Below are 23,885 nucleotides of genomic sequence, written 5' to 3'. Positions count from 1 at the left end.
TTCTTGCCGAGCTAAACGCACAAACTCTGTACGAAGTTGCATGGTGGATGCCTCTTGCCAGGACACAGGTCATCTCCTTGATGATGAGCAATGTGCCTATTAAAAAGTGTCCACCATGTCTCCGAACACCTGTCCACCATGTGTCCGGTACATACAGGGAGAGGGCTGGGGTGAGGGTTTGCTGTTAAAACTTCTCAATCGCCCGGAAATTCTGCACCCGCTCGACTTCTTTCGGCTTGTACGCGCAATACCCCGGCCGCGGGCCGATCTTCGGGTGGTTGCGGCAGGTGTCCGGGCGCTTGTCATAAATGGTGCACAGGCGGGGTTTTCGATCCAGGGAATAGCAGTCGTTGTTGCTCATGCGCTGGAGGGTGAAGATTCCCGACTTCTGATTGAAGCGCTCGACCAGACCTTCCTTTTGCAGACGTTTGGCGATGTTCTTTGGCGGATCGCCCAGTTCGAACTCGTCGACCACGCCGATGCGCACCAGATCCTTGATCTTCACTTCGACCGGCAGCGTGCAGCAGCTGGACATGCACGAGCCGCACATCGGTGCCGAATATTTGGCCCACGTATCGAGACGATCAATCTCGGCGGCGGCGATCAGGTTGGGCTTCATCATCGGGTGTTACCAGGCGTGTATGCATCAGGGCGCGCGATCATACCGGGAGCGGTGGAATTTTGAACAACCTTTCGCCGGATATTTTCGCAGCGGCCGCATTTTGCCCGACAGGACGGCACGGCCCCTGCATTCATTGGCTCATCCGCCAGGGTTATGTCGCACTGGCGCACAGTCCGCGCAAATACTGCCGAACCAGAGCCGTTAGCGCCGGTCAGACCGTCTAGGCTCAGAAAATTCCCGCTCGCTCGAGGTCCTGTTGATGACTCAAGAACCACTAGTTCGCGAAGCAGAGGTGGCCGCGTTCCGCGACGCCGTCCTGACCAAACTCACCTACGCCGTGGGCAAAGACCCCGATCACGCCTTCGACCATGACTGGTTCGAAGCCATCGCCCTGGCTGCGCGTGATCACATGGTCGAACACTGGATGGACCACACCCGACAGATCTATCGCAAAGGCCAGAAGCGGGTTTATTACCTCTCGCTGGAATTTCTCATCGGCCGTTTGCTCTACGACAGCCTGAGCAACCTCGGCCTGCTCGACGTCGCCCGTGAAGCGCTGACCGAACTGGGCGTCGATCTGGAGCGCATCCGCCTGCTGGAGCCCGACGCGGCACTCGGCAACGGCGGCCTCGGTCGTCTGGCGGCGTGTTTCATGGAAAGCATGTCGACCCTCGGCATCGCCGGCCATGGCTATGGCATTCGTTATGAGCACGGCTTGTTCCGTCAGGCGATTGTCGATGGCTGGCAACAGGAACAGACCGAACACTGGCTGGATTTCGGCAACCCTTGGGAATTCGAACGGCCGGAAGTGGCGTACCCGATCGGCTTCGGCGGCAGCGTCGAAACCGTCACCGATGCTTCCGGCAAGACTCGTCAGGTCTGGTCGCCGGCGGAAACCGTGCGCGCAATTGCTTATGACACGCCGGTGGTCGGCTGGCGCGGGGCGAGTGTCAACACTCTGCGTCTGTGGCGGGCCCGCGCCATGGAAGACCTGCACCTGGAACGCTTCAACGCCGGTGACCACTTGGGCGCCGTGGCGGAAGTGGCCCGCGCCGAAAGTATTTCTCGCGTACTTTATCCGGCCGACAGTACCGAAGCCGGGCAAGAGCTGCGCCTGCGTCAGGAATACTTCTTCGTCGCCGCTTCGCTGCAGGATCTGCTGCGCCGTCACCGCAACATGCACACCTCGGTACTGACCCTCGGTGACCACGCGGCGATCCAGCTCAACGACACTCACCCCTCGATTGCGGTGGCCGAACTGATGCGCCAACTGGTCGACGTCTACGACGTCGCGTGGGACGCAGCATGGCAAGTCACTGTCGACACGTTGTCGTACACCAACCACACGTTGCTGCCGGAAGCGCTGGAAACCTGGCCGGTCGGGCTGATGGAACGCATGCTGCCACGGCACATGCAGATCATTTACCTGATCAACGCGCAGCACATCGACTCGCTGCGGGCCAAGGGCATTCATGACTTCGATGTGTTGCGCGCGGTGTCGCTGATCGAAGAAGACAACGGCCGCCGGGTGCGCATGGGCAACCTGGCGTTCCTCGGTTCCCACAGCGTCAACGGCGTGTCCGGTCTGCATACGCAGCTGATGCGCAAAACCGTGTTCGCCGAACTGCACAAGCTCTATCCGGAGCGGATCAACAACAAAACCAACGGCATCACCTTCCGCCGCTGGCTCTATCAGGCCAACCCGGAACTGACTTCGATGCTGGTCGATGCCCTCGGCCCGGACCTGCTCGATCATCCTGAAGAGCGCCTGCTCGAACTCGAGCCGTTCGCCGAGAAAACCGCGTTCCGCAAAGCCTTCGCCGAGCAGCGTTTGCACAGCAAGAAGGCGCTGGCCTATCTGATTCACGAGCGCCTCGGGATCGCGGTCAATCCGGCGGCGATGTTCGACGTGCAGGTCAAACGTATCCACGAATACAAGCGTCAGTTGCTCAACCTGATGCACACCGTGGCGTTGTACCAAGCGATTCGTGCCGAGCCGGAAGTCGACTGGGTGCCACGGGTGAAGATCTTCGCCGGTAAAGCGGCGGCGAGTTATCACCAGGCCAAGCTGATCATCAAGCTGACCAACGACATCGCTCGGGTGGTGAACAATGACCCGACTGTGCGTGGCCTGCTGAAAGTGGTGTTCCTGCCTAACTACAACGTCAGCCTGGCCGAGAGCATCATCCCGGCGGCGGACTTGTCCGAGCAGATCTCCACCGCCGGTTTCGAGGCGTCGGGCACCAGTAACATGAAGTTCGGCCTCAACGGCGCGCTGACCATCGGCACCCTCGACGGTGCCAACGTGGAAATGTGCGAGCGCATCGGTGCCGAGCACATGTTCATCTTCGGTCTCAGTGCGCAACAGGTTGAAGCGCGCAAGCAGAACCACGAGTTCAGCGCCGTACCCGACATCGCCGCCTCCCATCGTTTGAACGATGTGCTGCAAGCGATTCGCAGCGGTGTGTTCTCGCCGGACGATACCTCGCGTTATACCGGTCTGATCGACTCGTTGATCGACTATGACCGCTTCCTGGTCTGCGCCGACTTCGACTCCTACTGGGAAGCGCAGAAGCGTGTCGATGCGCACTGGCACGACTCGCAGAACTGGTGGCGTTCGGCGGTGCTCAACACTTCGCGGATGGGCTGGTTCTCTTCCGACCGGACGATTCGCGAGTACGCCACGGATATCTGGAAAGCGTTGGAGTAACTTTCCCCGACAAATCTGCGCAAGGCCCAACGTTTGTTGGGCCGGATCGATATACTGAGCGCCGGTTAGAAGGCATCAATCACCGCCGTACCCTGTCGGAGCGAGCCTGCTCGCGAAGCGATCGTCGACTTAAACAGAAATGTTGGCTGACAATCCGCCTTCGCGAGCAGGCTCGCTCCCACACGGTTTGTGCCTAGACTGAAGCCATCGCCGGACTCGCCCCGCCCCGGGGCTGCTTAGGGATATCGACCATGCAATGGATGTTCATGTTGATCGGGCTGGTGCTCGGTGGACTGCTCGACGAGTCGTTCAGTGGCGCGTTGTTGGGTGCGCTGCTGGGGCTGGTCATCGGCCAGGCGCTGCGCATTGCGCGCCTTGGCTCGCAGGCGGCGGAGCAACAGCGTCAACTCGAGCAGGTGCGCGAAGCCTTGCAAGGCGTGGCTCAGCGGCTGTTTGTGCTGGAGGGATCGCCCTCGCATGCGCCCGCGCCGTCACCTGAAGCCGAGCCAGTCGCCGCACCCGTCGACGTGGCTGAGCAGGCTGCTCCGACCCCTGAACTGATCTGGGAACTGCCTCCCGAACTCGAACCGATTTCCGCCGTCGCCCGCGAACCCAGCCAGCCGCTGCCGGCCGATGTCTGGCGCGCCGAACCGGCTCCCGTTGCACTACCGCAACAACCCGCCGAACCCCGTGGCCCGAACCTGATCGAACGCGGCATCAGCGCTGCGCGCAACTGGCTATTCGGAGGCAACACCGTGCTGCGCGTCGGTGTGGTTCTGCTGTTTTTCGGTCTGGCGTTTTTACTGCGTTACGCCACCGAAGGCATGGTGGTGCCGATCGAGTTGCGTTACGCCGGCGTCGCGGCAGCGGCGTTGGCTCTGCTTGCGCTGGGCTGGTGGCTGCGCCGACGCAACAGCAACTATGCGTTGATGCTGCAAGGCACCGGGATCGCGGTGTTGTACCTGACGGTGTTTGCGGCGATGCGTCTGCATCCGTTGCTTGATCCGTCCGCTGCACTCGGTTTGCTGGTCGCGGTGACGGTGTTCTCGGCCATTCTGGCGATTACTCAGGACGCGCTGGGGTTGGCCGCAGCGGCGGCACTCGGTGGTTTCGCCGCGCCGATTCTGACTTCTACCGGCGAAGGCAATCACGTCGCACTGTTCAGTTATTTCGCCTTGCTCAACGCCGGCATTCTTGCTATCGCCTGGTTCAAGGCCTGGCGCCTGCTCAACCTGATCGGTTTCGTCGGCACCTTCGGTATCGGATTCGCCTGGGGCCTGCGTTCCTACACGCCGGAACTGCTGTGGAGCACCGAGCCGTTCCTGATTGTGTTTTTCCTCATGTACCTCGCCATCGGCCTGCTGTTCGCCCGGCGCAAATTGCGCGACCTGCAGGATGCTCCGGCGGAGGCTGATCGCGAGGCGCTGCTGCAATGGTCGGCCCGCAAGGGTGATTATGTCGACGGCACCATGCTGTTCGGCCCGCCGATCATTGGCTTCGGTTTGCAGTTTGCGTTGGTCCAGCACCTCGAATTTGCGGCGGCGTTCAGTGCGTTGGCGCTGGGCATGATCTATATGGCGCTGGCCAAAGTTTTGATGGGCGGGCGCGCGATGCTGCTGGGTGAAACCTGCCTGGCGCTGGGGGTGATTTTTGCCAGCCTGGCGATTCCGCTGGGGCTCGATGCGCGCTGGACTTCTGCGGCGTGGGCCGTGGAAGGTGCAGGGATTTTCTGGCTCGGTTTGCGTCAACATCGACCGTTCGCACGGGCCTTTGCCTTACTGCTACAACTGGGTTCGGCGCTGGCGTTTCTCAGCCAGTTGCAGCCCGGCGAGAGCAGCCTGCTCGACGGCGCACCGCTGGGCGCGCTGATGCTCGGCGCCGCCCTGCTGTTCAGTTTCCTCCAACTGCGCAAGGCTACGCCCGAGCAAACATCGCCGTGGGAAAGGCAAGGCCTGCCAGTGCTGGCGTGTCTGGGCCTGACGTTCCTTTATCTGCTGGCGCCGTTGTTCCTGTTCATCCAGGGCACGGCGATCAGTTGGGCGTTGGCCGGTTTGGCAACGTTGTTTGTCGGCTTGCGGATTCAATCACGCACATTCCTGTTCACCGCGTTCGCCGTGCAGTTGCTGGGCGGCGCGTTGTTCCTGCTGCGCCTGCAAACGGCCGGCGAAGATTCGACGGCGGTGTTCAGCGCTGGCTGGAGCGGTTTGCTCAGTGCGTCCCTGATCGGTCTGGCCTTGATTGGCGGCATGCTGCTGGCGGCGCGGGACGAGATGGTGCGCGGCGATGTGCGCCTGCTGCGCGGCTTGTCGGTGGTGCTGCTGGCCGGCTTGGTACTGATCAATCTGGCGGTGCTGTTCGTGCTGCCGTGGCAAACCGCGAGCGCGGTGTGGGCGGCCAGCGGTTTGCTGATCATCTGGCTGAGCCTGTACCTGCAACAGCGTCTGAGTTTCGTTTTCGGGCTGCTGTTGCAGGTGGTCGGCGGCGCGGCGTTTCTGCTCGCCGGCCCCGAATGGCTCGGGGCATTGTCTAGCGAAGGATTGCAACCATTGGCCCATGGCGGCTTCTGGACACCGCTGGTGCTGGGGCTGGCCGCGCTGATCGGAGCGTGGCGCTTGCAATTGGGCAACCATGCCACGGCTTTTGATGCCTTGAGTTTGCAGCGCTTGTCGCAAGTGCTGCTGGTCTGGGGCGCCGGTTGGTGGACGCTGGCGTGGGTCAGCGAAATCCTGCGTTTCGCCTCGCCGAACCTGCAAGGCACATTGTTGCTGCTGGTCGCTGCGATCAGTCTGGCGCTGTGGACGCTGTTGTCACTGCGCTTGAAATGGCCGGCGCTGGGGTTGCTCTGCACCTTACTGATTCCTGCGGCGTCGCTGGTTTTGCTCGGCGCTTGGCATTTGCGTTACCACCCGGCCGCCGACTTCGGCTGGCTGGCGTGGCCGGCGCTGTTCGCGGTGCACTTCTTCAGCCTGCGCCGCTTGGCGTCGATCTTGCCGGCGCGCGCATTGAGCGCGGCCCATGTGCTCGGTTGCTGGCTGCTGATTGGCGTGCTGGCGCTGGAGTTGCGTTACGGCCTGCTGCTGTTGTCCGAGCAGTACAACGCGTGGCGCTGGCTGGGCTGGGCGATTCTGCCGAGCCTCTATCTGTTGCTGATGGCTGCTCCCCGTACGTGGCCGTGGCCGGTGTCCGCGTTTGCCCGCGAGTACCGCTTGTATGCGGCGGCACCGCTGGCGGTGCTGATGCTGGCGTGGTTCTGGCTGGCCAATGGCGTCAGCGATGGCAATGCCGAACCGTTGCCTTACGTGCCGCTGCTCAACCCATTGGAGCTGGGGCTGCTGTTTGCGCTGTTCGGCGTTTATGTCTGGTCGCGCAGCGCCGTTGCGCAGTTGTCGATCCGTCAGGATCATGCCGACCACGCCACACAGATGATCGCCGGAGTTTCGCTGTTCGCCTTCTGCACCGCGCTGGTCACCCGCGCAGCGCATCACTGGGCCGGCATCCCGTTCGAGCTTGATCAACTGCTCGCGTCGATGCTGGTGCAGGCCGGCCTGTCGATCGTCTGGACGTTGATGGCGCTGGGACTGATGATCGGCGGCCATCTGCGCCATCGCCGCGAAGTGTGGCTGATCGGCGCGGCGCTGATAGCGCTGGTGGTGGCCAAACTGATTTTTGTCGAACTGAGCAACCGTGGCGGTCTCGCCCGGATCGTCTCGTTTATCGGTGTCGGCGTATTGCTGCTGGTGGTCGGCTACTTCGCGCCGCTGCCACCCAAACGCGTCGAGGCCGAACCGGCGGCGGACAAACCCGCGCCGGAAACCGAAGGAGTTGCATCTTGAGTCGCATGCTGAATCTGGGGTGGTTGGCGCTGGGCGTGGTGATAGTCGCTGGCGCTCAGGAGAAACCGGCGGACTTCACCACGCAAGTGCCGTTGACGGTGAGCGGCAATGGCCCGTGGTATCGCCTCGACCTGCCGCTGAGCGCGCAATTGCAGGCGCGCCAGACCGATCTCAGCGACCTGCGTGTGTTCAACGCCGCCGGCGAAGCGCAGGCCTACGCCTTGGCTCGCGAGTCGGCGCAGACCCGCGACGACGGCAAGCTGCATGAGGTCAAGTGGTTCCCGCTGTACAACGCTGCCGACGCCAGCGAGCGCGCGCCGAATGTGCGCGTGCAGTCGACCACCAACGGCACCCTGGTCGAAGTGCAACCGTCCTCGCAACTGGAGGCGGGCGAAGAAGTGCTGCGCGGCTGGCTGCTCGATGCCAGTGCGATCAAGGCACCGTTGCAGCAGTTGATCCTCGACTGGACCAGCGAGCGCGACGGTTTCCAGCGTTTCAGCATCGAGGCCAGCGACGATCTGCAGCACTGGCAGTCATGGGGCGAGGGCCAGGTGGCACGGCTGACCTTTTCCGATGAGCGCATCGAACAGCACGAAGTGACCCTGCCGGGGCAGACCGCGCGCTATGTGCGCCTGCTGTGGGAGTCGCCGGGTTCGGCACCCGTCCTGACGTCGGCGCAATTGAAAAGCAGCGACCCGCGCAACCTGCCGCTGCCTTTGGTGTGGTCGCCCAGCGTGGCCGGCAGCAGCAGCAAATCCGGGGAATACATCTGGCAGTTGCCGATGGGGCTGAATGTCGAGCGGGTGCAGATTGAGCTGAAGCAGCCGAACAGTCTGGCGCCGGTCACGTTGGCCGGCCGGCGCGAGAGCAACTTGCCGTGGCAGACGCTGAGCAGCGGTTTGCTGTATCGCCTGAGCCAGAACAATCAGGACGTGGTGCAGAACGAAATCCCGCTGTCCGGGCAGACCGTGCAGCAACTCAAGCTGACCGTGGATGAGCGCGGCGGCGGTCTGGGTGAGCAGGCGCCGGACCTGAAATATGCCGTGCGCGCCACGCAGGTGATTTTCCTCGCCCGGGGCGAAGGGCCGTACAGCCTGGCCTTGGGCAATGCCACCGTGAAAACGGCGAACCTGCCACTGGCAACGTTGATTCCGGACTTCAAGCCCGAAAAGCTGGCTAGCCTGGGCAAGGCGACGGTGCAGGACGAAGCAGTGGCCACGCAAACCTCAACGGCGACGACGGCTGCGGTGGCCGGGACTAATTGGAAGAAGTTCGGGCTGTGGGCGGTGTTGCTGCTCAGTGTGGTGTTTCTCGGGGCGATGGCGTTCAGCCTGTTGCGCAAGCCGCCTGCCAATACCTGAGCATGGCCGGCGCTTTGCGCCGTTCGCGAGCAGGCTCGCTCCCACAGGGCAATGCATTCCATTGTGGGAGCGAGCCTGCTCGCGAAAGCGCCCGGGCAGACACTGAAAATCTTCAATCGCTCATGCCGAACCGAACTACGCTCAATCCCACACCTGAACTCTCCACCGACAATCACGTCTCATACAGGCAAATACACCCAGGCGCACGTTAGCCGGCGTCTTTGCTCGCTAGGTTTTCAGACTCCCTGTAAACTGCGCGGGTTTTCCGCCCCCCATTCCACCGGAGCCGTCCATGTCCCGCGTTACCTTGAGTCGCTATTTGATTGAGCAGACCCGCAGCAACAACACTCCTGCCGATCTGCGCTTTTTGATCGAAGTGGTGGCGCGTGCCTGCAAGGAAATCAGCCACGCCGTGTCCAAAGGCGCCCTGGGTGGTGTTCTGGGCAGCATGGGCACCGAGAACGTGCAAGGCGAAGTGCAGAAGAAGCTCGACGTGCTGTCGAACGAGATCCTCCTCGAAGCCAACGAATGGGGCGGTCACCTGGCCGGCATGGCGTCCGAAGAAATGGACAACGCCTACCAGATCCCGGGCAAATACCCGAAAGGCGCATACCTGCTGGTCTTCGACCCACTGGACGGCTCGTCGAACATCGACATCAACGCCCCGGTCGGCACGATCTTCTCGGTACTGCGTTGCCCGAACGAATACCTGAGCCAGAACGAGCCGCTGAACGAAAAAGCCTTCCTGCAGCCAGGCACCCAGCAAGTGGCCGCCGGCTATGCCATCTACGGCCCGCAGACCATGCTGGTGCTGACCTTGGGCGACGGCGTCAAAGGCTTCACCCTCGATCGCGAAATGGGCAGCTTCGTCCTGACTCACGAAGACATCACTATCCCGGAAACCACCCAGGAATTCGCCATCAACATGTCCAACCAGCGTCACTGGGAAGCCCCGGTGCAGCGCTATGTCGGCGAGCTGCTGGCCGGTGAAGAAGGCCCGTTGAAGAAGAACTACAACATGCGCTGGGTCGCGGCGATGGTTGCCGACGTCCACCGCATCCTGACCCGTGGCGGTCTGTTCATGTACCCGCGCGACAGCCGCGAGCCGTCGAAACCGGGCAAGCTGCGCCTGATGTATGAAGCCAACCCGATGTCGTTCCTCGTCGAACAAGCCGGCGGCGCGTCCACTGACGGTCACCAGCGCATTCTCGACATCCAGCCGGAAGGCCTGCACCAGCGCGTAGCAGTGTTCCTCGGTTCGAAAGAAGAAGTCGCCCGCGCCACGGCGTACCACAAGGAATAAACCATGCACGCGCCCTGGCAGCCGTTGCTCGACTGGTGGTTCGGACACGCCGAATCAGCCAGCGAAGTAGCGGCCGAAAAGGGCAAGTTGTGGTTCGGCAAGCGAAACAGCCAAGACCTCGAAGCGCAGACGCGTTTCGGGGTCTTTGTCGATCAGGCCCTGGCCGGCGAATTGACCGAGTGGACGCAATGTCCCGAAGGCTGGCTGGCGGTGGTGCTGTTGCTCGATCAACTGCCACGCATGATCTATCGCGACACCCCCAAAGCGTTTTCCGGTGATCTGCTCGCACAGAAGCTCGTCGCCCAAGGCATTGCAGCGGATTTCGATCGGCAGTTGAAACCGATTCAGCGGGTATTCATTTATCTGGTATTCGAACACTGCGAAAACCTCGCGGTGCAGAACGAAGCCGTTTCCAGATTTATTGAATTGGTGGCTGAACAGCCAGAGTCGGAGCGGGCGGTGTTTGCCGATAACCTGGACTATGCCGAGCGGCATCGGAAGGTGATTGCGCAGTTTGGAAGATTTCCGCACCGCAATTCGGTGTTGGGGCGGGAGTCTACGGCTGAGGAGTTGGAGTTTCTTGGTCAACCCGGATCCCGGTTCTAAATCAAGGATTGCCTCGTAGAAGCCGCTTCATCAACAGTGCCGGCAGGCTTTTTCGCGTATCGACAATGATATGGACAAAAACCGTTTTTTCTCGCACCTCATAAATAATCCGATTCATACCTGAAATGATTTGCCGATACTGGCCGAGATTGAGCTTTTCGATCTCTTCGGGAATCGATCCTGAATAAGGCAGATCTGCAAGACCAAGAATCGAAATTTTGAGATCGGCATAGGTGTTTTGCCAAATCTGGCTGGAGAATTCTTTGACGAGGTACGTGCGAATTTCTTTGAGATCTGTTTGAGCGGACTGAAGGATAACCACCTTTAAACTCATTGATGATCGGCCTTATCCAGTTCGGCAAAGACATCTTGAGCGTCATTGAACTTGCCTTCCTCAATCTCCCGATTACCCATCGCCAACAATTTGAGCAAGGCCATCGTGCCTTCTTGCTCTTCAAAACTCTTCACATCCATAACGACTAACTTGGCTTCACCGTTTTGGGTAATTACCAGCGGCTCGCGGCTCTCAGTGATTGATTTGACGATCTCGGCCGTATGGCTTTTCAGATAACTGATCGGTTTGATTTGCGAAGAAAGCTTCATGATGAACCCTGCCAAATTGAACAGGGCTGAGTTTAGTCTTAATTTGGTCCATAGTCTGTGCGGGCTGACCAAGCGTATTTCAGTTCGAAACGTTTTCGTCGCTGCTGCCGCCTTCGCGAGCAGGCTCGCTCCCACAGGATTTGGTGGTGCACACAAATTGTGTACCCACCGGAGATACCTGTGGGAGCGAGCCTGCTCGCGAAGAGGCCTGAGCCCGCAGTTTAAATCCTGAAGCTGCCGACCAGATGCTTCAACCGCGCCGCCTGCTGCTCAAGATCCGAACAGGCGCGCAATGTCGCCTGCAAGTTCTCCACGCCTTCCTGATTCAGCGTGTTGATCTCGTTGATATCAACGTTGATCGACTCGACCACGGCTGTCTGTTCTTCGGTCGCGGTGGCCACCGACTGGTTCATGCCGTCGATTTCGCCGATGCGCTGGGTCACGCTGCCCAGACGCTCGCCGGCCTGGTTGGCGATGCCGACGCTGCTTTCGCTCTCGCGCTGGCTCTCGGTCATGATGGTTACTGCCTGACGTGCGCCGACCTGCAACTCTTCGATCATCTTCTGTACTTGCTGCGCCGAATCCTGGGTGCGGTGCGCGAGGTTGCGCACCTCGTCGGCGACCACGGCGAAACCGCGTCCGGCTTCACCGGCGCGCGCGGCTTCGATGGCGGCGTTGAGTGCGAGCAGGTTGGTCTGCTGGGAGATGCTGGTGATCACTTCGAGAATCTGACCGATGTTCACCGTGTTGCTGTTAAGGGTTTCGATGTTGCCGCAGGAATCGCTGATCTTTGCCGACAGCTGTTGCATGGCGTGGATGGTTTTATCCACCACCTGCTGGCCGTCGACCGCGAGGCTGCGCGCATCGCTGGAATGCTGCGAGGCGAGGGCGGCGTTCTGGGCGATTTCCTGAGCGGCGGCGCCGAGCTGATTGATCGCGGCGGCGACGCTGTTGGTGCGGCTGGCCTGCTGGTCGGAGTTGTACATCGACGAGTTCGAGGCAGCGACCACACGCAGGGCGACTTCGTTGACCTGGCCGGTGGCCGAGGACACTTCGCGGATCGACGTATGAATGCGTTCGACGAAGCGGTTGAACGAAGTGCCCAGCGCGCCGAATTCATCGTTGCCGTAAATCACCAGACGCTTGGTCAGGTCGCCTTCGCCTTCAGCGATGTCATGCATCGCGCGGCCCATGGTCAGCAGTGGCTGCATCAGCACGCGAATCAGCATGCCAAGCAGGCCGATGATGATCAGCACGGCGATGACCATGGCGATCAGCGCCGAGGTGCGGAATTCGCTGAGCATCGAGAACGCGGTGTCTTTATCAAGCACCAGCGCCACGTACCAGTCAGCCGATGGCACTCCGTTGACGCGAGTGAAGGAAATCAACTGGGTCTTGCCGTCGAACTCGACTTCTTTCAGGCCCGGGCTGACTTGAGGCGCGCCGTTTGGATAGGCCTCGGCGAGGGTCTTGAGCACCAGCTTGCTGTCCGGGTGAATCAGGATCTTGCCTTCGGCGCTGACGATGAATGCGTGACCGTGGCCGCCGAAGTTCAGCGAGTTGATGATCGCGCTGACGCTGGTCAGATCGATGTCGGCTCCGGCCACGCCGAGCATCTGGCCCTGACGCTGTACCGGGGTGGCGACGGTGATCACCAGCTTGCCCGACGAAGCGGCAATGTACGGTTCGGTGACGATGGTCTGCTGCGCGCTGTTGGCCGCTTTGTACCAGCCGCGCGCCCGTGGATCGTAGTCCGGCGCACGGTTGCCGGCCGGCACCGAGAACATCACGCCGTCGGCACCGCCAAAATAGCTGAGCTGGAAATTGCCGGTGTAGGCGGGCAGGTCAATGATGCGCTTGAGGCTGGCGGGCGCGTTGCCGTCAACGGCGACTTGCTGCGACAGCGATTGCAGCAGCTGAATGCGGCTTTCCAGCCACGTCTGAATGTTGCTGGTGGTCAGGCTGCCCAGCTCCTGCATGGTCGCTTCGGTGCTGCTGCTCAAGGCCTGACGCTGGCGATAGTCGTTGAAGAAGATGAAACAGGCGAACGCTACGGCCACCACAAGGGCAGCAGCCAGCAGAATCTTGTGGCTGAATTTCATGTTTCTGGTCATCGAATGAACTACCGCGAAGGGGCTGGTCAGGAAAGGGCGGCAATTTGCCATATTCGGCAGCGTTGCGCTGCTCTTATTTTCGACCGCGCCGCGCCAAAGATTAGGCGTTTGCAGGGAAAGTCGACGAAATGCTCGACGGCTTCACAAAGTTTTTGATTTACCGGCAAAAGCCGGACGGGCGGGCTGATAAATAGGCGTTCGGTCACGGAACCAGATGACACTTTTCTCTTCTAAGCTTCTGGTTGGCACCATGCCATCCCCCCTCGTTCCAGGAGTTTCACCATGTCGCTGCGATCTATCGCCCTGCTGTCGTTTTGCGTGCTGTTGGCCGCATGCAGCAAGGTCAATCAGGAAAACTACTCCAAGCTCTCGGCCGGCATGGCCAAGTCCGAAGTGGAAACCCTTCTCGGCAAGCCCACTGATTGCTCGGGCGCGCTCGGTATGTCCAGCTGTACCTGGGGCGACAAGAACAGCTTTATCAGCGTGCAATACGCCGGTGACAAAGTGCTGATGTTTTCCGGCCAAGGCCTGAAGTAAACCGGGGCTTCGCGCCCACGGAGAAAAAAATGAAGCGGTTATTGCTGATCCTTTTTGCTGGCCTGGTACTGGCTGGCTGCGCCACTTCCGGCGTCGACCCGTTGGCGCCCAAGACCGTCAACAGCGTCAATCTTAAGCGTTATCAGGGCACCTGGTATGAACTGGCACGCTTGCCGATGTACTTCCAGCGCCACTGCGCGCAATCCGAAGCCCATTACACCCTCAAGCCTGACGGTAATGTCGGCGTGCTCAATCGTTGCCTGACCCCGGAGTGGCAGTGGGAAGAGGCCAAGGGCACGGCTTATCCACAAGTGCCGGGCAAGACCGACAAGCTCTGGGTCGAATTCGATAACTGGTTCTCGCGCCTGGTGCCGGGTGTGGCGAAGGGCGAGTACTGGGTGTTGTACGTCAGCGACGATTACAAGACCGCCATCGTCGGCGATCCGAGTCGCAAGTACCTGTGGCTGCTGTCACGCACACCGACCGTCAACGGTGTAGTGCGTGAAGAATTGCTGAGCAAGGCGCGTCAGCAGGGTTACGACACCACACGCCTGATCTGGCGGGCGTCGGATCGGCAGATGGCCAAGACGTCCAATTAAGCCTCGATACAAACCAACTGTGGGAGCGAGCCTGCTCGCGAAGAGGGTGTATCAGTCGACATGAATATGGACTGATACACCGCTTTCGCGAGCAGGCTCGCTCCCACAGTTTGGTTTTGGGTCAGCCCAAGAGATCGCGCAGGACCTGGGTGAAGGCTCGGGCGCTTTGCTCTTCGTCGGCATGCCGGCCATCGCGCACCACCCACTGACCATTGACCAGCACATCGCGCACCTGGCGATCGCCGCCGGCGAACAGCCAGCGATTGAGAATCCCGTCCCCCGAAGCCGTCGCCAGATACGGATCGTTGCCATCCAGGACAATCCAGTCCGCGCGCTTGCCCACTTCCAACGCGCCAATCGGCTGCCCCAGTGCCTGTGCACCGCCGTCCAGCGCCGCGTCATACAGGGTGCGACCGACCATCGGCTGCTGCGCGCCATACAAGCGATTGCGCCGCTGATCGCGCAGGCGCTGGCCATATTCAAGCCAGCGCAACTCTTCCACCACGCTGAGCGAGACATGGCTGTCGGAGCCAATGCCCATGCGCCCGCCCTGGGCAAGAAAGTCCACCGCCGGGAAAATCCCGTCGCCCAGATTCGCTTCAGTGGTCAGGCACAGCCCGGCGATTGCGCGACTGTTGGCCATCAGCGTGACTTCTTGCGGGTTGGCGTGGGTGGCGTGGACCAGACACCAGCGCTGATCGACTTCAGCGTTCTCGTAGAGCCATTGCAACGGACGGCGACCGCTCCAGCTCAGGCAATCGTCGACTTCTTTCTGCTGCTCGGCGATGTGGATGTGCACCGGGCATTGTTTGTCGCTGGCCGCCAACACTTCGCTGATCTGCTGCGGCGTCACCGCACGCAACGAGTGGAAACACAGGCCCAGCGATTGCGCCTTTTGCTGCGCCAGTAACGGCTGCAACCGCGCTTGCAGATTCAGATAGTTTTCAGTGCTGTTGATAAAGCGACGCTGACCATCGTTGGGCGTCTGGCCGCCGAAACCGGAATGACTGTAGAGGACCGGTAGCAGGGTCAGACCGATGCCGCTTTCGCTGGCGGCCTGGCTGATGCGCAACGCCAGTTCCGCCGGATCGGCGTACGGCTGGCCGTTGCTGTCGTGGTGCACGTAGTGAAATTCGGCAACCGAGGTGTAACCGGCCTTGAGCATTTCGATGTACAGCTGACGGGCGATGATGCCGAGCTGATCGGGGCTGATTTTTCCGACGAGGCGGTACATCAGATCGCGCCAGGTCCAGAAACTGTCGTTGGGGTTGCCGGCCACTTCGGCCAATCCAGCCATGGCGCGCTGGAAGGCGTGAGAGTGCAGGTTGGGCATTCCCGGCAGCAACGGCCCGCGCAGGCGTTCGGCGCCGTCTGCGCTGGAATCGGCCTGGATTCGGGTCAACAAGCCATCGGCGCTGACCTCGAGACGTACATTGTTGGCCCATCCCTCAGGCAGCAGTGCGCGTTCGGCAAAGAAGGCGGACATCGTTCGGCACCCCATCGTGTGTTATTTGTATATACATATACAGACGTTTGCCTGCCCGGTAAACTCCGGCAAGCTAGTCACTTTCATCCAATGAACAGGGATCAACCGTGCCGACTCCGCCTCCAGTTTCTCCGTTGGCCGCGAACATGGGCGACAGTCCGGCGCCTTTGTACGCCCGCGTCAAACAGATGATCACCCAGCAGATCGACAGCGGTAACTGGCCGCCGCACTACCGCGTGCCGTCCGAAAGCGAACTGGTCAGCCAGCTCGGCTTCAGCCGCATGACCATCAACCGCGCCCTGCGCGAGATGACCGCCGACGGCCTGCTGGTGCGCATGCAAGGCGTGGGCACGTTTGTCGCCGAGCCGAAGAGCCAGTCCGCGCTGTTCGAGGTGCACAACATCGCCGATGAAATCGCCTCGCGCGGCCATCGCCATACCTGCCAGGTCATCACCCTCGAAGAAGAGGCCGCCGGTTCCGAACGCGCGCTGGCGCTGGACATGCGCGAAGGCCAGAAGGTCTTCCACTCGCTGATCGTGCACTACGAAAACGGCATTCCGGTGCAAATCGAAGACCGTTTCGTCAACGCCCTGGTCGCGCCGGAATACCTCAAGCAGGACTTCACCCTGCAAACGCCCTACGCCTATCTCAACCAGGTCGCACCGCTGACCGAAGGCGAGCACGTGGTCGAAGCGATTCTGGCCGAGCCGTCGGAGTGCAAGTTGCTGCAGATCGAAAAGGGCGAGCCGTGTCTGCTGATACGCCGGCGAACCTGGTCGGGGCGTCAACCCGTGACGGCGGCGCGTTTGATCCACCCGGGCTCGCGTCATCGTCTGGAAGGGCGCTTTCATAAATGAATTATCAAGTGAAGCTTCTACGCGCCGAAGGCTACCCGCGCATGCCGTGGAAAAACGGCGGCGGCAGCACCGAGGAAATCACCCGTGATGCCGGCGCTGGCCTGGACGGTTTCGGCTGGCGTCTGTCGATTGCCGACATCACCGAATCGGGCGGTTTCTCGACATTCGCCGGTTACCAGCGAGTGATCACCGTGTTGCAGGGCGACGGCATGACCTTGTGCGTCGACGGTGACGATACCCGCCCACTGTTACCGCTGGACCCGTTCGCCTTCAGCGGCGAAAGTCAGGTGTCCTGCACCTTGCTCGGCGGTGCGATTCGCGACTTCAATCTGATCTACGCGCCGCAACGTTACAGCGCGCGATTGCAGTGGCTGGACGGTGAGCAGCGGTTCTTCAGCTCGGCATCGACGGTGCTGGTGTTCAGTGTCAGTGAGCGGATGGACGTGCGTGTTGGCGACGGCGTTTCGCAGCTCGGTCGGCATGATTGTCTGCAACTGGACGGTAACAGTGGGCTGGTCGAAGTCTCCACCAACGCCGCATGCTGCGTGATCGAACTCCTCCAGAACTGAACACACCCCTGTGGCGAGGGGATTTATCCCCGCTGGGTCGCGAAGCGGCCCCATTCCTGATTTAAAAAAGCGGTCTGCTGCGCAGCCCGGCGCGGATAAATCCCCTCGCCACAAAAGCCATCCCCACTCTTGTTTCCCTCCACGCACCAACTTGTTACCGAACGCCCCAGCGTGGCGCAAAACCACGCTCACTTGGCCCAGCCGCATCTCCTCAGAATCTCCTCCCGGAAAATTTCAACCACGCCAGAACCCTCGATTCAGGCGCTCTCCAGCCATGCACGTGATTTTTCCTGAACAGTCTTCCAGCAAGTTGGCCGCTTGATTGCATATGCTTGTATGTACAAGTAAAGACGTATGCGTATGAGTCGGTCGAGACTCTCCGCAGCGTCCACTGATTCGCTTGTCGCGCAGCACAGCGCGCAGGCTGCTGCCCACTGCCAGGGTTGGTTTGAATTGATCGCTGAGGAGTCTTTTTCGTGACTGACAATACCCAGAACAGCAACAAGTTTCGTGACGTGCAGATCCGCGCCGCACGCGGTAACACGCTGACCGCCAAGAGCTGGCTGACTGAAGCGCCGCTGCGCATGTTGATGAACAACCTCGACCCGGAAGTCGCCGAGAACCCGAAAGAATTGGTGGTCTATGGTGGCATCGGCCGCGCTGCGCGGAACTGGGAGTGCTACGACAAGATCGTTGAAAGCCTGACTAATCTGAACGACGACGAAACCCTGCTGGTGCAGTCGGGCAAGCCGGTCGGCGTATTCAAGACTCATAGCAACGCGCCGCGCGTGCTGATCGCCAACTCCAACCTGGTGCCGCACTGGGCGAGCTGGGAACACTTCAACGAACTCGACGCCAAAGGCCTGGCCATGTACGGCCAGATGACCGCCGGCAGCTGGATCTACATCGGCAGCCAGGGCATCGTTCAGGGCACCTACGAAACCTTCGTCGAAGCCGGGCGCCAGCATTACAACGCCGACCTCAAGGGGCGCTGGGTGCTCACCGCCGGCCTCGGTGGCATGGGCGGCGCACAACCGCTGGCCGCCACCCTGGCCGGCGCCTGCTCGCTGAACATCGAATGCCAGCAGGTCAGCATCGATTTCCGCCTGAAAAGCCGTTACGTCGATGAGCAAGCCAAAGACCTCGACGACGCTCTGGCGCGCATCGACAAATACACCAAAGAAGGCAAAGCGATTTCCATCGCCCTGCTCGGCAACGCGGCGGAAATCCTGCCGGAGCTGGTCAAGCGTGGCGTGCGCCCGGACATGGTCACCGACCAGACCAGCGCCCACGATCCGCTCAATGGTTACCTGCCGGCCGGCTGGAGCTGGGACGAGTACCGCGCTCGCGCCAAGACCGAACCGGCCGCTGTGATCAAGGCAGCCAAGCAGTCGATGGCGGTGCATGTGAAAGCCATGCTGGAGTTCCAGAAGCAAGGCATTCCGACCTTCGACTACGGCAACAACATCCGTCAGATGGCTCAGGAAGAAGGCGTCGAAAACGCTTTCGATTTCCCGGGCTTCGTGCCGGCCTACATCCGTCCGTTGTTCTGCCGTGGCATCGGCCCGTTCCGTTGGGCGGCGCTGTCGGGTGATCCACAGGACATCTACAAAACCGACGCCAAGGTCAAAGAGTTGATCCCCGACGACGCGCATTTGCACAACTGGCTGGACATGGCCCGCGAGCGCATCAGCTTCCAGGGTCTGCCGGCGCGTATCTGCTGGGTCGGTCTGGGCCAGCGCGCCAAGCTCGGTCTGGCCTTCAACGAAATGGTCCGTAGCGGTGAGCTGTCGGCACCCGTGGTGATCGGCCGCGACCACCTCGACTCCGGCTCGGTAGCCAGTCCCAACCGCGAAACCGAATCGATGCAGGACGGTTCCGACGCTGTGTCCGATTGGCCGCTGCTCAACGCGCTGCTGAACACCGCCAGCGGCGCGACCTGGGTCTCCTTGCACCACGGCGGCGGTGTCGGCATGGGCTTCTCGCAGCATTCGGGGATGGTGATCGTCTGCGACGGTACCGATGAGGCTGCCGAGCGCATCGCTCGCGTGCTGCATAACGACCCGGCGACTGGCGTCATGCGCCATGCCGATGCCGGTTACCAGATTGCCATCGACTGTGCGAAAGAGCAGGGGCTGAATCTGCCGATGATCACTGGCGGGTAACACGCTCTGGTTTTATGTGGGAGCGAGCCTGCTCTCGAAGGCGTCGTGTCAGTCGCTACTGCTGTGACTGATACACCCGATTCGCGAGCAGGCTCGCTCCCACAGAGGAATTTCAGTGAACCCGAACAGCAATCCACAGAGGTTGAATCATGGCGGTTAACAACGAACGTGCAGGCAGTACTCCGTTGATCGAAAGGCGTTCGATCGACTACATCCCGGAAGCGGAAAGACACGGTCGTCTGTTCAGCCAGTTCACCCTGTGGATGGGCGCCAACCTGCAGATCACCGCGATCGTCACCGGGGCCCTGGCCGTGGTGCTTGGCGGTGATGTGTTCTGGTCGTTGATCGGTCTTTTGATCGGCCAACTGCTCGGCGGTGGCGTGATGGCGCTGCATGCCGCGCAGGGGCCGAAACTGGGCTTGCCGCAGATGATCTCCAGCCGTGTGCAATTCGGCGTTTATGGCGCGGCAATTCCAATCGTGCTGGTATGCCTGATGTACCTGGGTTTCACCGCCACCGGTACGGTGCTGTCCGGGCAGGCGCTGGGGCAGTTGTTCGGTGTCAGCGACAGTGTAGGCATCCTGATTTTCGCCAGTGTCATCGTGCTGGTCACGGTGCTCGGTTATCGGGTAATCCACTGGATCGGCCGCGTCGCCAGCGTGATTGGCGTGATCGCTTTTGTGTTCCTGTTCTGGCGGCTGATGAGCCAGACCGACGTTGGTGCGCTCCTGCAGATTCGTCATTTCAGCTGGAGCAGCTTTCTGCTGGCGGTGTCGCTGGCGGCGTCCTGGCAGATCGCTTTCGGCCCGTATGTAGCGGACTACTCGCGTTACCTGCCGAGCGCCACTTCATCGGTGAAAACCTTTTTCGCCGCTGGCGCAGGCTCGGTGATCGGCGCCCAGGTGGCGATGATCCTCGGCGTGTTTGCCGCCGCTTCGGCCAACGGTCAATTCGCCGGTCACGAAGTCGCTTACATCGTTGGTTTAGGCGGCACCGGCGCCACCGCCGCGCTGCTGTATTTCAGCATCGCGTTCGGCAAGGTGACCATCTCGACGCTGAACTCCTACGGCAGCTTCATGTGCATCGCCACCATCATCAGTGGCTTCAAAGGACACCTGACGGTTACCCGCATGCAGCGCTTGGTGTTCGTGCTGTTCATTGTCGGCGCGGCAACCCTGATTGCCCTGCTCGGGCAGCACTCGTTCCTCGGTGCGTTCAAGTCGTTCATCCTGTTTCTGCTCGCCTTCTTCACCCCGTGGAGCGCGATCAATCTGGTCGACTACTACTGCATCACCCGCGAGCGTTACGACGTGCCGGCGCTGGCCGATCCGAACGGCCGCTACGGCCGCTGGAACCTGCTCGGTATCAGCGTCTATGTGTTCGGCGTGCTGGTGCAGCTGCCATTCATCTCGACCAAGTTCTACACCGGGCCGCTGGTGGCCGCCCTCGGTGATGTGGACATTTCCTGGATCATCGGTCTGGTTCTCCCGGCCGCCGTCTATTACTTCTGCGCGAATAAATGGCACAGCGCAGTGCCCGATCGCCTGATTCTGCCGGTCGAGCAGAACAGCACCCAACAAGCAAAAACGAGCGGGGCCGGTCGCGCTGCGGCGCAGGCCTGATCTGGACGTGGACCAGGCTGGATGCCTCTTGAACTGCCGTAAGCCCATTCATGATTAGGAGCGTCACGACAATGAAATCGAACAAGACCCTGCTGACCACATTGCTGTCCATGGGCCTGTTGGCCAGTGCCGGTGCGACGCAAGCCGCCGGCTGGTGCGAATCGGGCAAACCGGTGAAATTCGCCGGGCTGAACTGGGAAAGCGGCATGCTCCTGACCGACGTTATGCAAGTGGTGCTGGAGAAAGGTTACGGCTGCAAGACCGACAGCCTGCCGGGCAATTCCATCACCATGGAAAACGCCCTGAGCAGTAACGATATTCAAGTGTTCGCCGAAGAGTGGGTCGGCCGTAGCGAGGTCTGGAACAAGGCCGAGAAGGCCGGCAAGGTCATCGGCGTCGGCGCGCCGGTGGTGGGCGCGGTCGAAGGCTGGTATGTGCCGCGTTACGTGATCGAAGGCGACGCCAAGCGCAAGCTCGAGGCGAAAGCCCCGGACCTGAAAAACATCGCTGATCTGGGCAAGTATTCCGCCGTGTTCAAGGACGCCGAAGAGCCGTCCAAGGGCCGCTTCTATAACTGCCCGGCCGGCTGGACCTGCGAGCTCGACAACAGCGAAATGCTCAAGAGTTACGGCCTGGAAAACAGCTACACCAACTTCCGCCCGGGCACAGGCCCCGCGCTGGATGCGGCAGTGCTGTCGAGCTACAAGCGCGGCGAGCCGATCCTCTTCTACTACTGGTCGCCGACGCCGCTGATGGGCCAGATCGACGCGGTCAAACTGGAAGAGAAACCCGGCGTCGACAAGACCGTCAGCATCAAGGTCGGCCTGTCGAAAACCTTCCACGACGAAGCCCCGGAACTGGTCGCCGTGCTGGAAAAGGTCAACCTGCCGATCGACCTGCTCAATCAGAACCTCGGGCGCATGGCCAAGGAACGTATCGAGTCGGCAAAACTGGCGAAAATCTTCCTCAAGGAACATCCTGAAGTCTGGCACGCATGGGTGAGCGACGACGCAGCCAAGAAAATCGACGCGGCCTTGTAGGTCAGGTTTCCCGGCTGCCAGCACGGCAGCCGGACGCTTGATCGCAACCCCTTGATTGAGAGTCCCTTATGTTTCCCGAAAGCTTTACCTTTTCCATCGCCGACTGGGTCAACGGTTGGGTCGATTCGCTGGTGACCAACTACGGCGACGTGTTCCGGCATATCTCCGACACGCTGCTGTGGGCCATCGTCAGTCTCGAAGGTTTGCTGCGTGCGGCGCCGTGGTGGTTGATGCTGGCAATCGTCGGTGTCATCGCCTGGCACGCCACGCGCAAAGTCGTGACCACCGCCGTGATTGTAGGCTTGCTGTTTCTGGTGGGTGCGGTTGGCCTCTGGGACAAGCTCATGCAGACCCTGGCGCTGATGATGGTCGCGACGATCATTTCGGTGCTGATCGGCATCCCGCTGGGGATCCTCTCAGCGCGCAGCAATCGCTTGCGTTCGGTGCTGATGCCGCTGCTCGACATCATGCAGACCATGCCGAGTTTCGTTTACCTGATTCCGGTGCTGATGCTGTTCGGCCTGGGCAAGGTGCCGGCGATTTTCGCCACGGTGATCTACGCCGCGCCACCGCTTATTCGCTTGACTGATCTGGGCATTCGCCAGGTCGACGGTGAAGTGATGGAGGCGATCAACGCCTTCGGCGCCAACCGCTGGCAGCAACTGTTCGGCGTGCAACTGCCGCTGGCGCTGCCAAGCATCATGGCCGGGATCAACCAGACCACGATGATGGCCCTGTCGATGGTGGTGATCGCCTCGATGATCGGCGCCCGCGGCCTCGGTGAAGACGTGCTGGTGGGGATTCAGACCCTCAACGTCGGCCGTGGCCTCGAAGCCGGGCTGGCGATCGTGATTCTCGCGGTGGTCATCGACCGCATCACTCAAGCGTACGGTCGGCCACGCCACGAGGTGAGCAAATGAGCAACGCAAGCGTGAGCAAGATCGAAGTACGCAACGTCTTCAAGATTTTCGGCAACCGCGCCAAGGATGCGCTGGCCATGGTCGGCCAGGGCAAGAGCAAGGATCAGGTGCTCAACGAAACCGGTTGCGTGGTCGGCGTGAACGACTTGTCGCTGAGCATCGGCACCGGCGAAATCTTCGTGATCATGGGCCTGTCCGGCTCGGGCAAATCCACCCTGGTACGGCATTTCAATCGCCTGATCGACCCCACCAGCGGGGCGATTCTGGTCGATGGCGAGGACATCCTGCAGTACGACATGGAAGCCCTGCGCGAATTTCGTCGGCACAAGATCAGCATGGTGTTCCAGAGCTTCGGCCTGCTGCCGCACAAGACCGTGCTCGATAACGTCGCCTACGGTCTGAAAGTGCGCGGCGAGAGCAAGCAGGTCTGCGCCGAACGCGCGCTGCACTGGATCAACACCGTCGGCCTCAAAGGCTACGAAAACAAATACCCGCACCAGCTCTCCGGCGGCATGCGTCAGCGCGTCGGCCTCGCCCGTGCATTGGCGGCGGACACCGACATCATCCTCATGGACGAAGCATTCAGTGCGCTGGATCCGCTGATCCGCGCCGAGATGCAGGACCAGTTGCTGGAGCTGCAAAAGACCCTGCACAAAACCATCGTCTTCATCACCCACGACCTCGACGAAGCAGTGCGCATCGGCAATCGCATCGCGATTCTCAAGGATGGCCGGTTGATCCAGGTGGGTACGCCAAGAGAGATCCTGCATTCGCCGGCTGATGAGTATGTCGACCGGTTCGTACAGCGGCGCGCGGCGGTGGTGTGACGCTGAGTGGCCTATGTGGTGAGGGGATTTATCCCCGTTGGGTGGCGAAGCCGCCCCAAACCATGCCCGCAAATCTGTCAGACAGACCGCGGTGGCCGGTTTTACGACTGC

General features: G+C 60.9%; 19 protein-coding genes. 14 read left to right on the top strand and 5 right to left on the bottom strand.

Annotated features, from left to right (window positions below; translation table 11 throughout):
* Positions 1–184: 184 nt before the first annotated feature.
* Positions 185–622 (bottom strand): YkgJ family cysteine cluster protein, encoded by a 438-nt coding sequence (locus tag OC605_RS23325; RefSeq protein WP_262139750.1) that lies wholly within the window; start codon positions 620–622, stop codon positions 185–187.
* A gap of 259 nt (positions 623–881) precedes the next feature.
* On the opposite strand from OC605_RS23325, the gene OC605_RS23320 reads away from it, so the two are divergent.
* The 5 genes from OC605_RS23320 to OC605_RS23300 all read left to right on the top strand — a co-directional run bounded on the left by OC605_RS23320 (position 882) and on the right by OC605_RS23300 (position 10,435).
* Positions 882–3,332: a glycogen/starch/alpha-glucan phosphorylase gene (locus OC605_RS23320; RefSeq protein WP_016772100.1), complete on the top strand. Its 2,451-nt coding sequence runs from the start codon at positions 882–884 to the stop codon at positions 3,330–3,332.
* Between the two features lie 251 nt (positions 3,333–3,583).
* A complete protein-coding gene (locus tag OC605_RS23315) occupies positions 3,584–7,165 on the top strand; it encodes a DUF2339 domain-containing protein (protein WP_262139748.1) in 3,582 nt (1,193 codons plus the stop codon).
* A complete protein-coding gene (locus tag OC605_RS23310; RefSeq protein WP_262139746.1) occupies positions 7,162–8,526 on the top strand; it encodes a DUF3999 domain-containing protein in 1,365 nt (454 codons plus the stop codon). The genes OC605_RS23315 and OC605_RS23310 overlap by 4 nt, the downstream gene beginning before the upstream one ends.
* Positions 8,527–8,818: 292 nt before the next feature.
* Complete coding sequence (locus tag OC605_RS23305) at positions 8,819–9,829, top strand: class 1 fructose-bisphosphatase (RefSeq protein WP_039756611.1); 1,011 nt, start codon at positions 8,819–8,821, stop codon at positions 9,827–9,829.
* 3 nt (positions 9,830–9,832) lie between these two features.
* The gene (locus OC605_RS23300; RefSeq protein WP_262139744.1) at positions 9,833–10,435 is read left to right on the top strand and encodes a DUF924 family protein; all 603 of its coding nucleotides are present in this window, start codon (positions 9,833–9,835) and stop codon (positions 10,433–10,435) included.
* Position 10,436: 1 nt separating this feature from the next.
* Here OC605_RS23300 and OC605_RS23295 read toward each other — a convergent pair whose 3' ends face one another.
* The 3 genes from OC605_RS23295 to OC605_RS23285 form a co-directional block, all read right to left on the bottom strand.
* Positions 10,437–10,769, bottom strand: a complete 333-nt coding sequence (locus OC605_RS23295) for a type II toxin-antitoxin system RelE/ParE family toxin (protein ID WP_262139742.1) — start codon at positions 10,767–10,769, stop codon at positions 10,437–10,439.
* Positions 10,766–11,038, bottom strand: a complete 273-nt coding sequence (locus tag OC605_RS23290) for a type II toxin-antitoxin system Phd/YefM family antitoxin (RefSeq protein ID WP_101156736.1) — start codon at positions 11,036–11,038, stop codon at positions 10,766–10,768. Before OC605_RS23290 ends, OC605_RS23295 begins: the two co-directional genes overlap by 4 nt.
* 221 nt (positions 11,039–11,259) lie before the next feature.
* Complete coding sequence (locus OC605_RS23285; RefSeq protein ID WP_262139739.1) at positions 11,260–13,152, bottom strand: methyl-accepting chemotaxis protein; 1,893 nt, start codon at positions 13,150–13,152, stop codon at positions 11,260–11,262.
* Positions 13,153–13,434: 282 nt separating this feature from the next.
* Here OC605_RS23285 and OC605_RS23280 point away from each other — a divergent pair, with 282 nt between their 5' ends.
* Both OC605_RS23280 and OC605_RS23275 read left to right on the top strand, forming a co-directional pair.
* Positions 13,435–13,689 carry a hypothetical protein gene (locus OC605_RS23280; RefSeq protein WP_016772095.1) on the top strand — a complete coding sequence of 85 codons (255 nt, stop codon included), beginning with the start codon at positions 13,435–13,437 and terminating at the stop codon, positions 13,687–13,689.
* A gap of 29 nt (positions 13,690–13,718) precedes the next feature.
* Positions 13,719–14,288 carry a lipocalin family protein gene (locus OC605_RS23275; protein ID WP_016772094.1) on the top strand — a complete coding sequence of 190 codons (570 nt, stop codon included), beginning with the start codon at positions 13,719–13,721 and terminating at the stop codon, positions 14,286–14,288.
* Between the two features lie 121 nt (positions 14,289–14,409).
* Here OC605_RS23275 and OC605_RS23270 read toward each other — a convergent pair whose 3' ends face one another.
* Positions 14,410–15,774 (bottom strand): formimidoylglutamate deiminase, encoded by a 1,365-nt coding sequence (locus OC605_RS23270; RefSeq protein WP_130927682.1) that lies wholly within the window; start codon positions 15,772–15,774, stop codon positions 14,410–14,412.
* A 146-nt stretch (positions 15,775–15,920) separates the two neighbouring features.
* On the opposite strand from OC605_RS23270, the gene hutC reads away from it, so the two are divergent.
* From hutC to OC605_RS23235, 7 genes are all read left to right on the top strand, one after another.
* Positions 15,921–16,631, top strand: a complete 711-nt coding sequence (gene hutC / locus OC605_RS23265) for a histidine utilization repressor (RefSeq protein ID WP_162999786.1) — start codon at positions 15,921–15,923, stop codon at positions 16,629–16,631.
* The gene (locus tag OC605_RS23260) at positions 16,628–17,200 is read left to right on the top strand and encodes a HutD family protein (protein WP_262139735.1); all 573 of its coding nucleotides are present in this window, start codon (positions 16,628–16,630) and stop codon (positions 17,198–17,200) included. The genes hutC and OC605_RS23260 overlap by 4 nt, the downstream gene beginning before the upstream one ends.
* Before the next feature lie 476 nt (positions 17,201–17,676).
* The gene (hutU, locus tag OC605_RS23255; protein ID WP_016772090.1) at positions 17,677–19,365 is read left to right on the top strand and encodes a urocanate hydratase; all 1,689 of its coding nucleotides are present in this window, start codon (positions 17,677–17,679) and stop codon (positions 19,363–19,365) included.
* Positions 19,366–19,514: 149 nt separating this feature from the next.
* Positions 19,515–20,987: a purine-cytosine permease family protein gene (locus tag OC605_RS23250; RefSeq protein WP_262139733.1), complete on the top strand. Its 1,473-nt coding sequence runs from the start codon at positions 19,515–19,517 to the stop codon at positions 20,985–20,987.
* Positions 20,988–21,058: 71 nt separating this feature from the next.
* Positions 21,059–22,027, top strand: coding sequence for an ABC transporter substrate-binding protein (locus tag OC605_RS23245; protein ID WP_133337353.1), 969 nt, complete (start codon positions 21,059–21,061; stop codon positions 22,025–22,027).
* A 68-nt stretch (positions 22,028–22,095) separates the two neighbouring features.
* Positions 22,096–22,947, top strand: a complete 852-nt coding sequence (locus OC605_RS23240) for an ABC transporter permease (RefSeq protein ID WP_016772087.1) — start codon at positions 22,096–22,098, stop codon at positions 22,945–22,947.
* The gene (locus tag OC605_RS23235) at positions 22,944–23,774 is read left to right on the top strand and encodes a glycine betaine/L-proline ABC transporter ATP-binding protein (protein ID WP_042608737.1); all 831 of its coding nucleotides are present in this window, start codon (positions 22,944–22,946) and stop codon (positions 23,772–23,774) included. Before OC605_RS23240 ends, OC605_RS23235 begins: the two co-directional genes overlap by 4 nt.
* Positions 23,775–23,885 lie beyond the last annotated feature (111 nt).

Source organism: Pseudomonas sp. Marseille-Q5117, from assembly GCF_946901175.1.
GTDB lineage: Bacteria > Pseudomonadota > Gammaproteobacteria > Pseudomonadales > Pseudomonadaceae > Aquipseudomonas > Aquipseudomonas iranensis.
The sequence above is the reverse complement of the archived record's forward strand: the minus strand, read 5'-3'. Positions and strand labels throughout refer to the sequence as shown.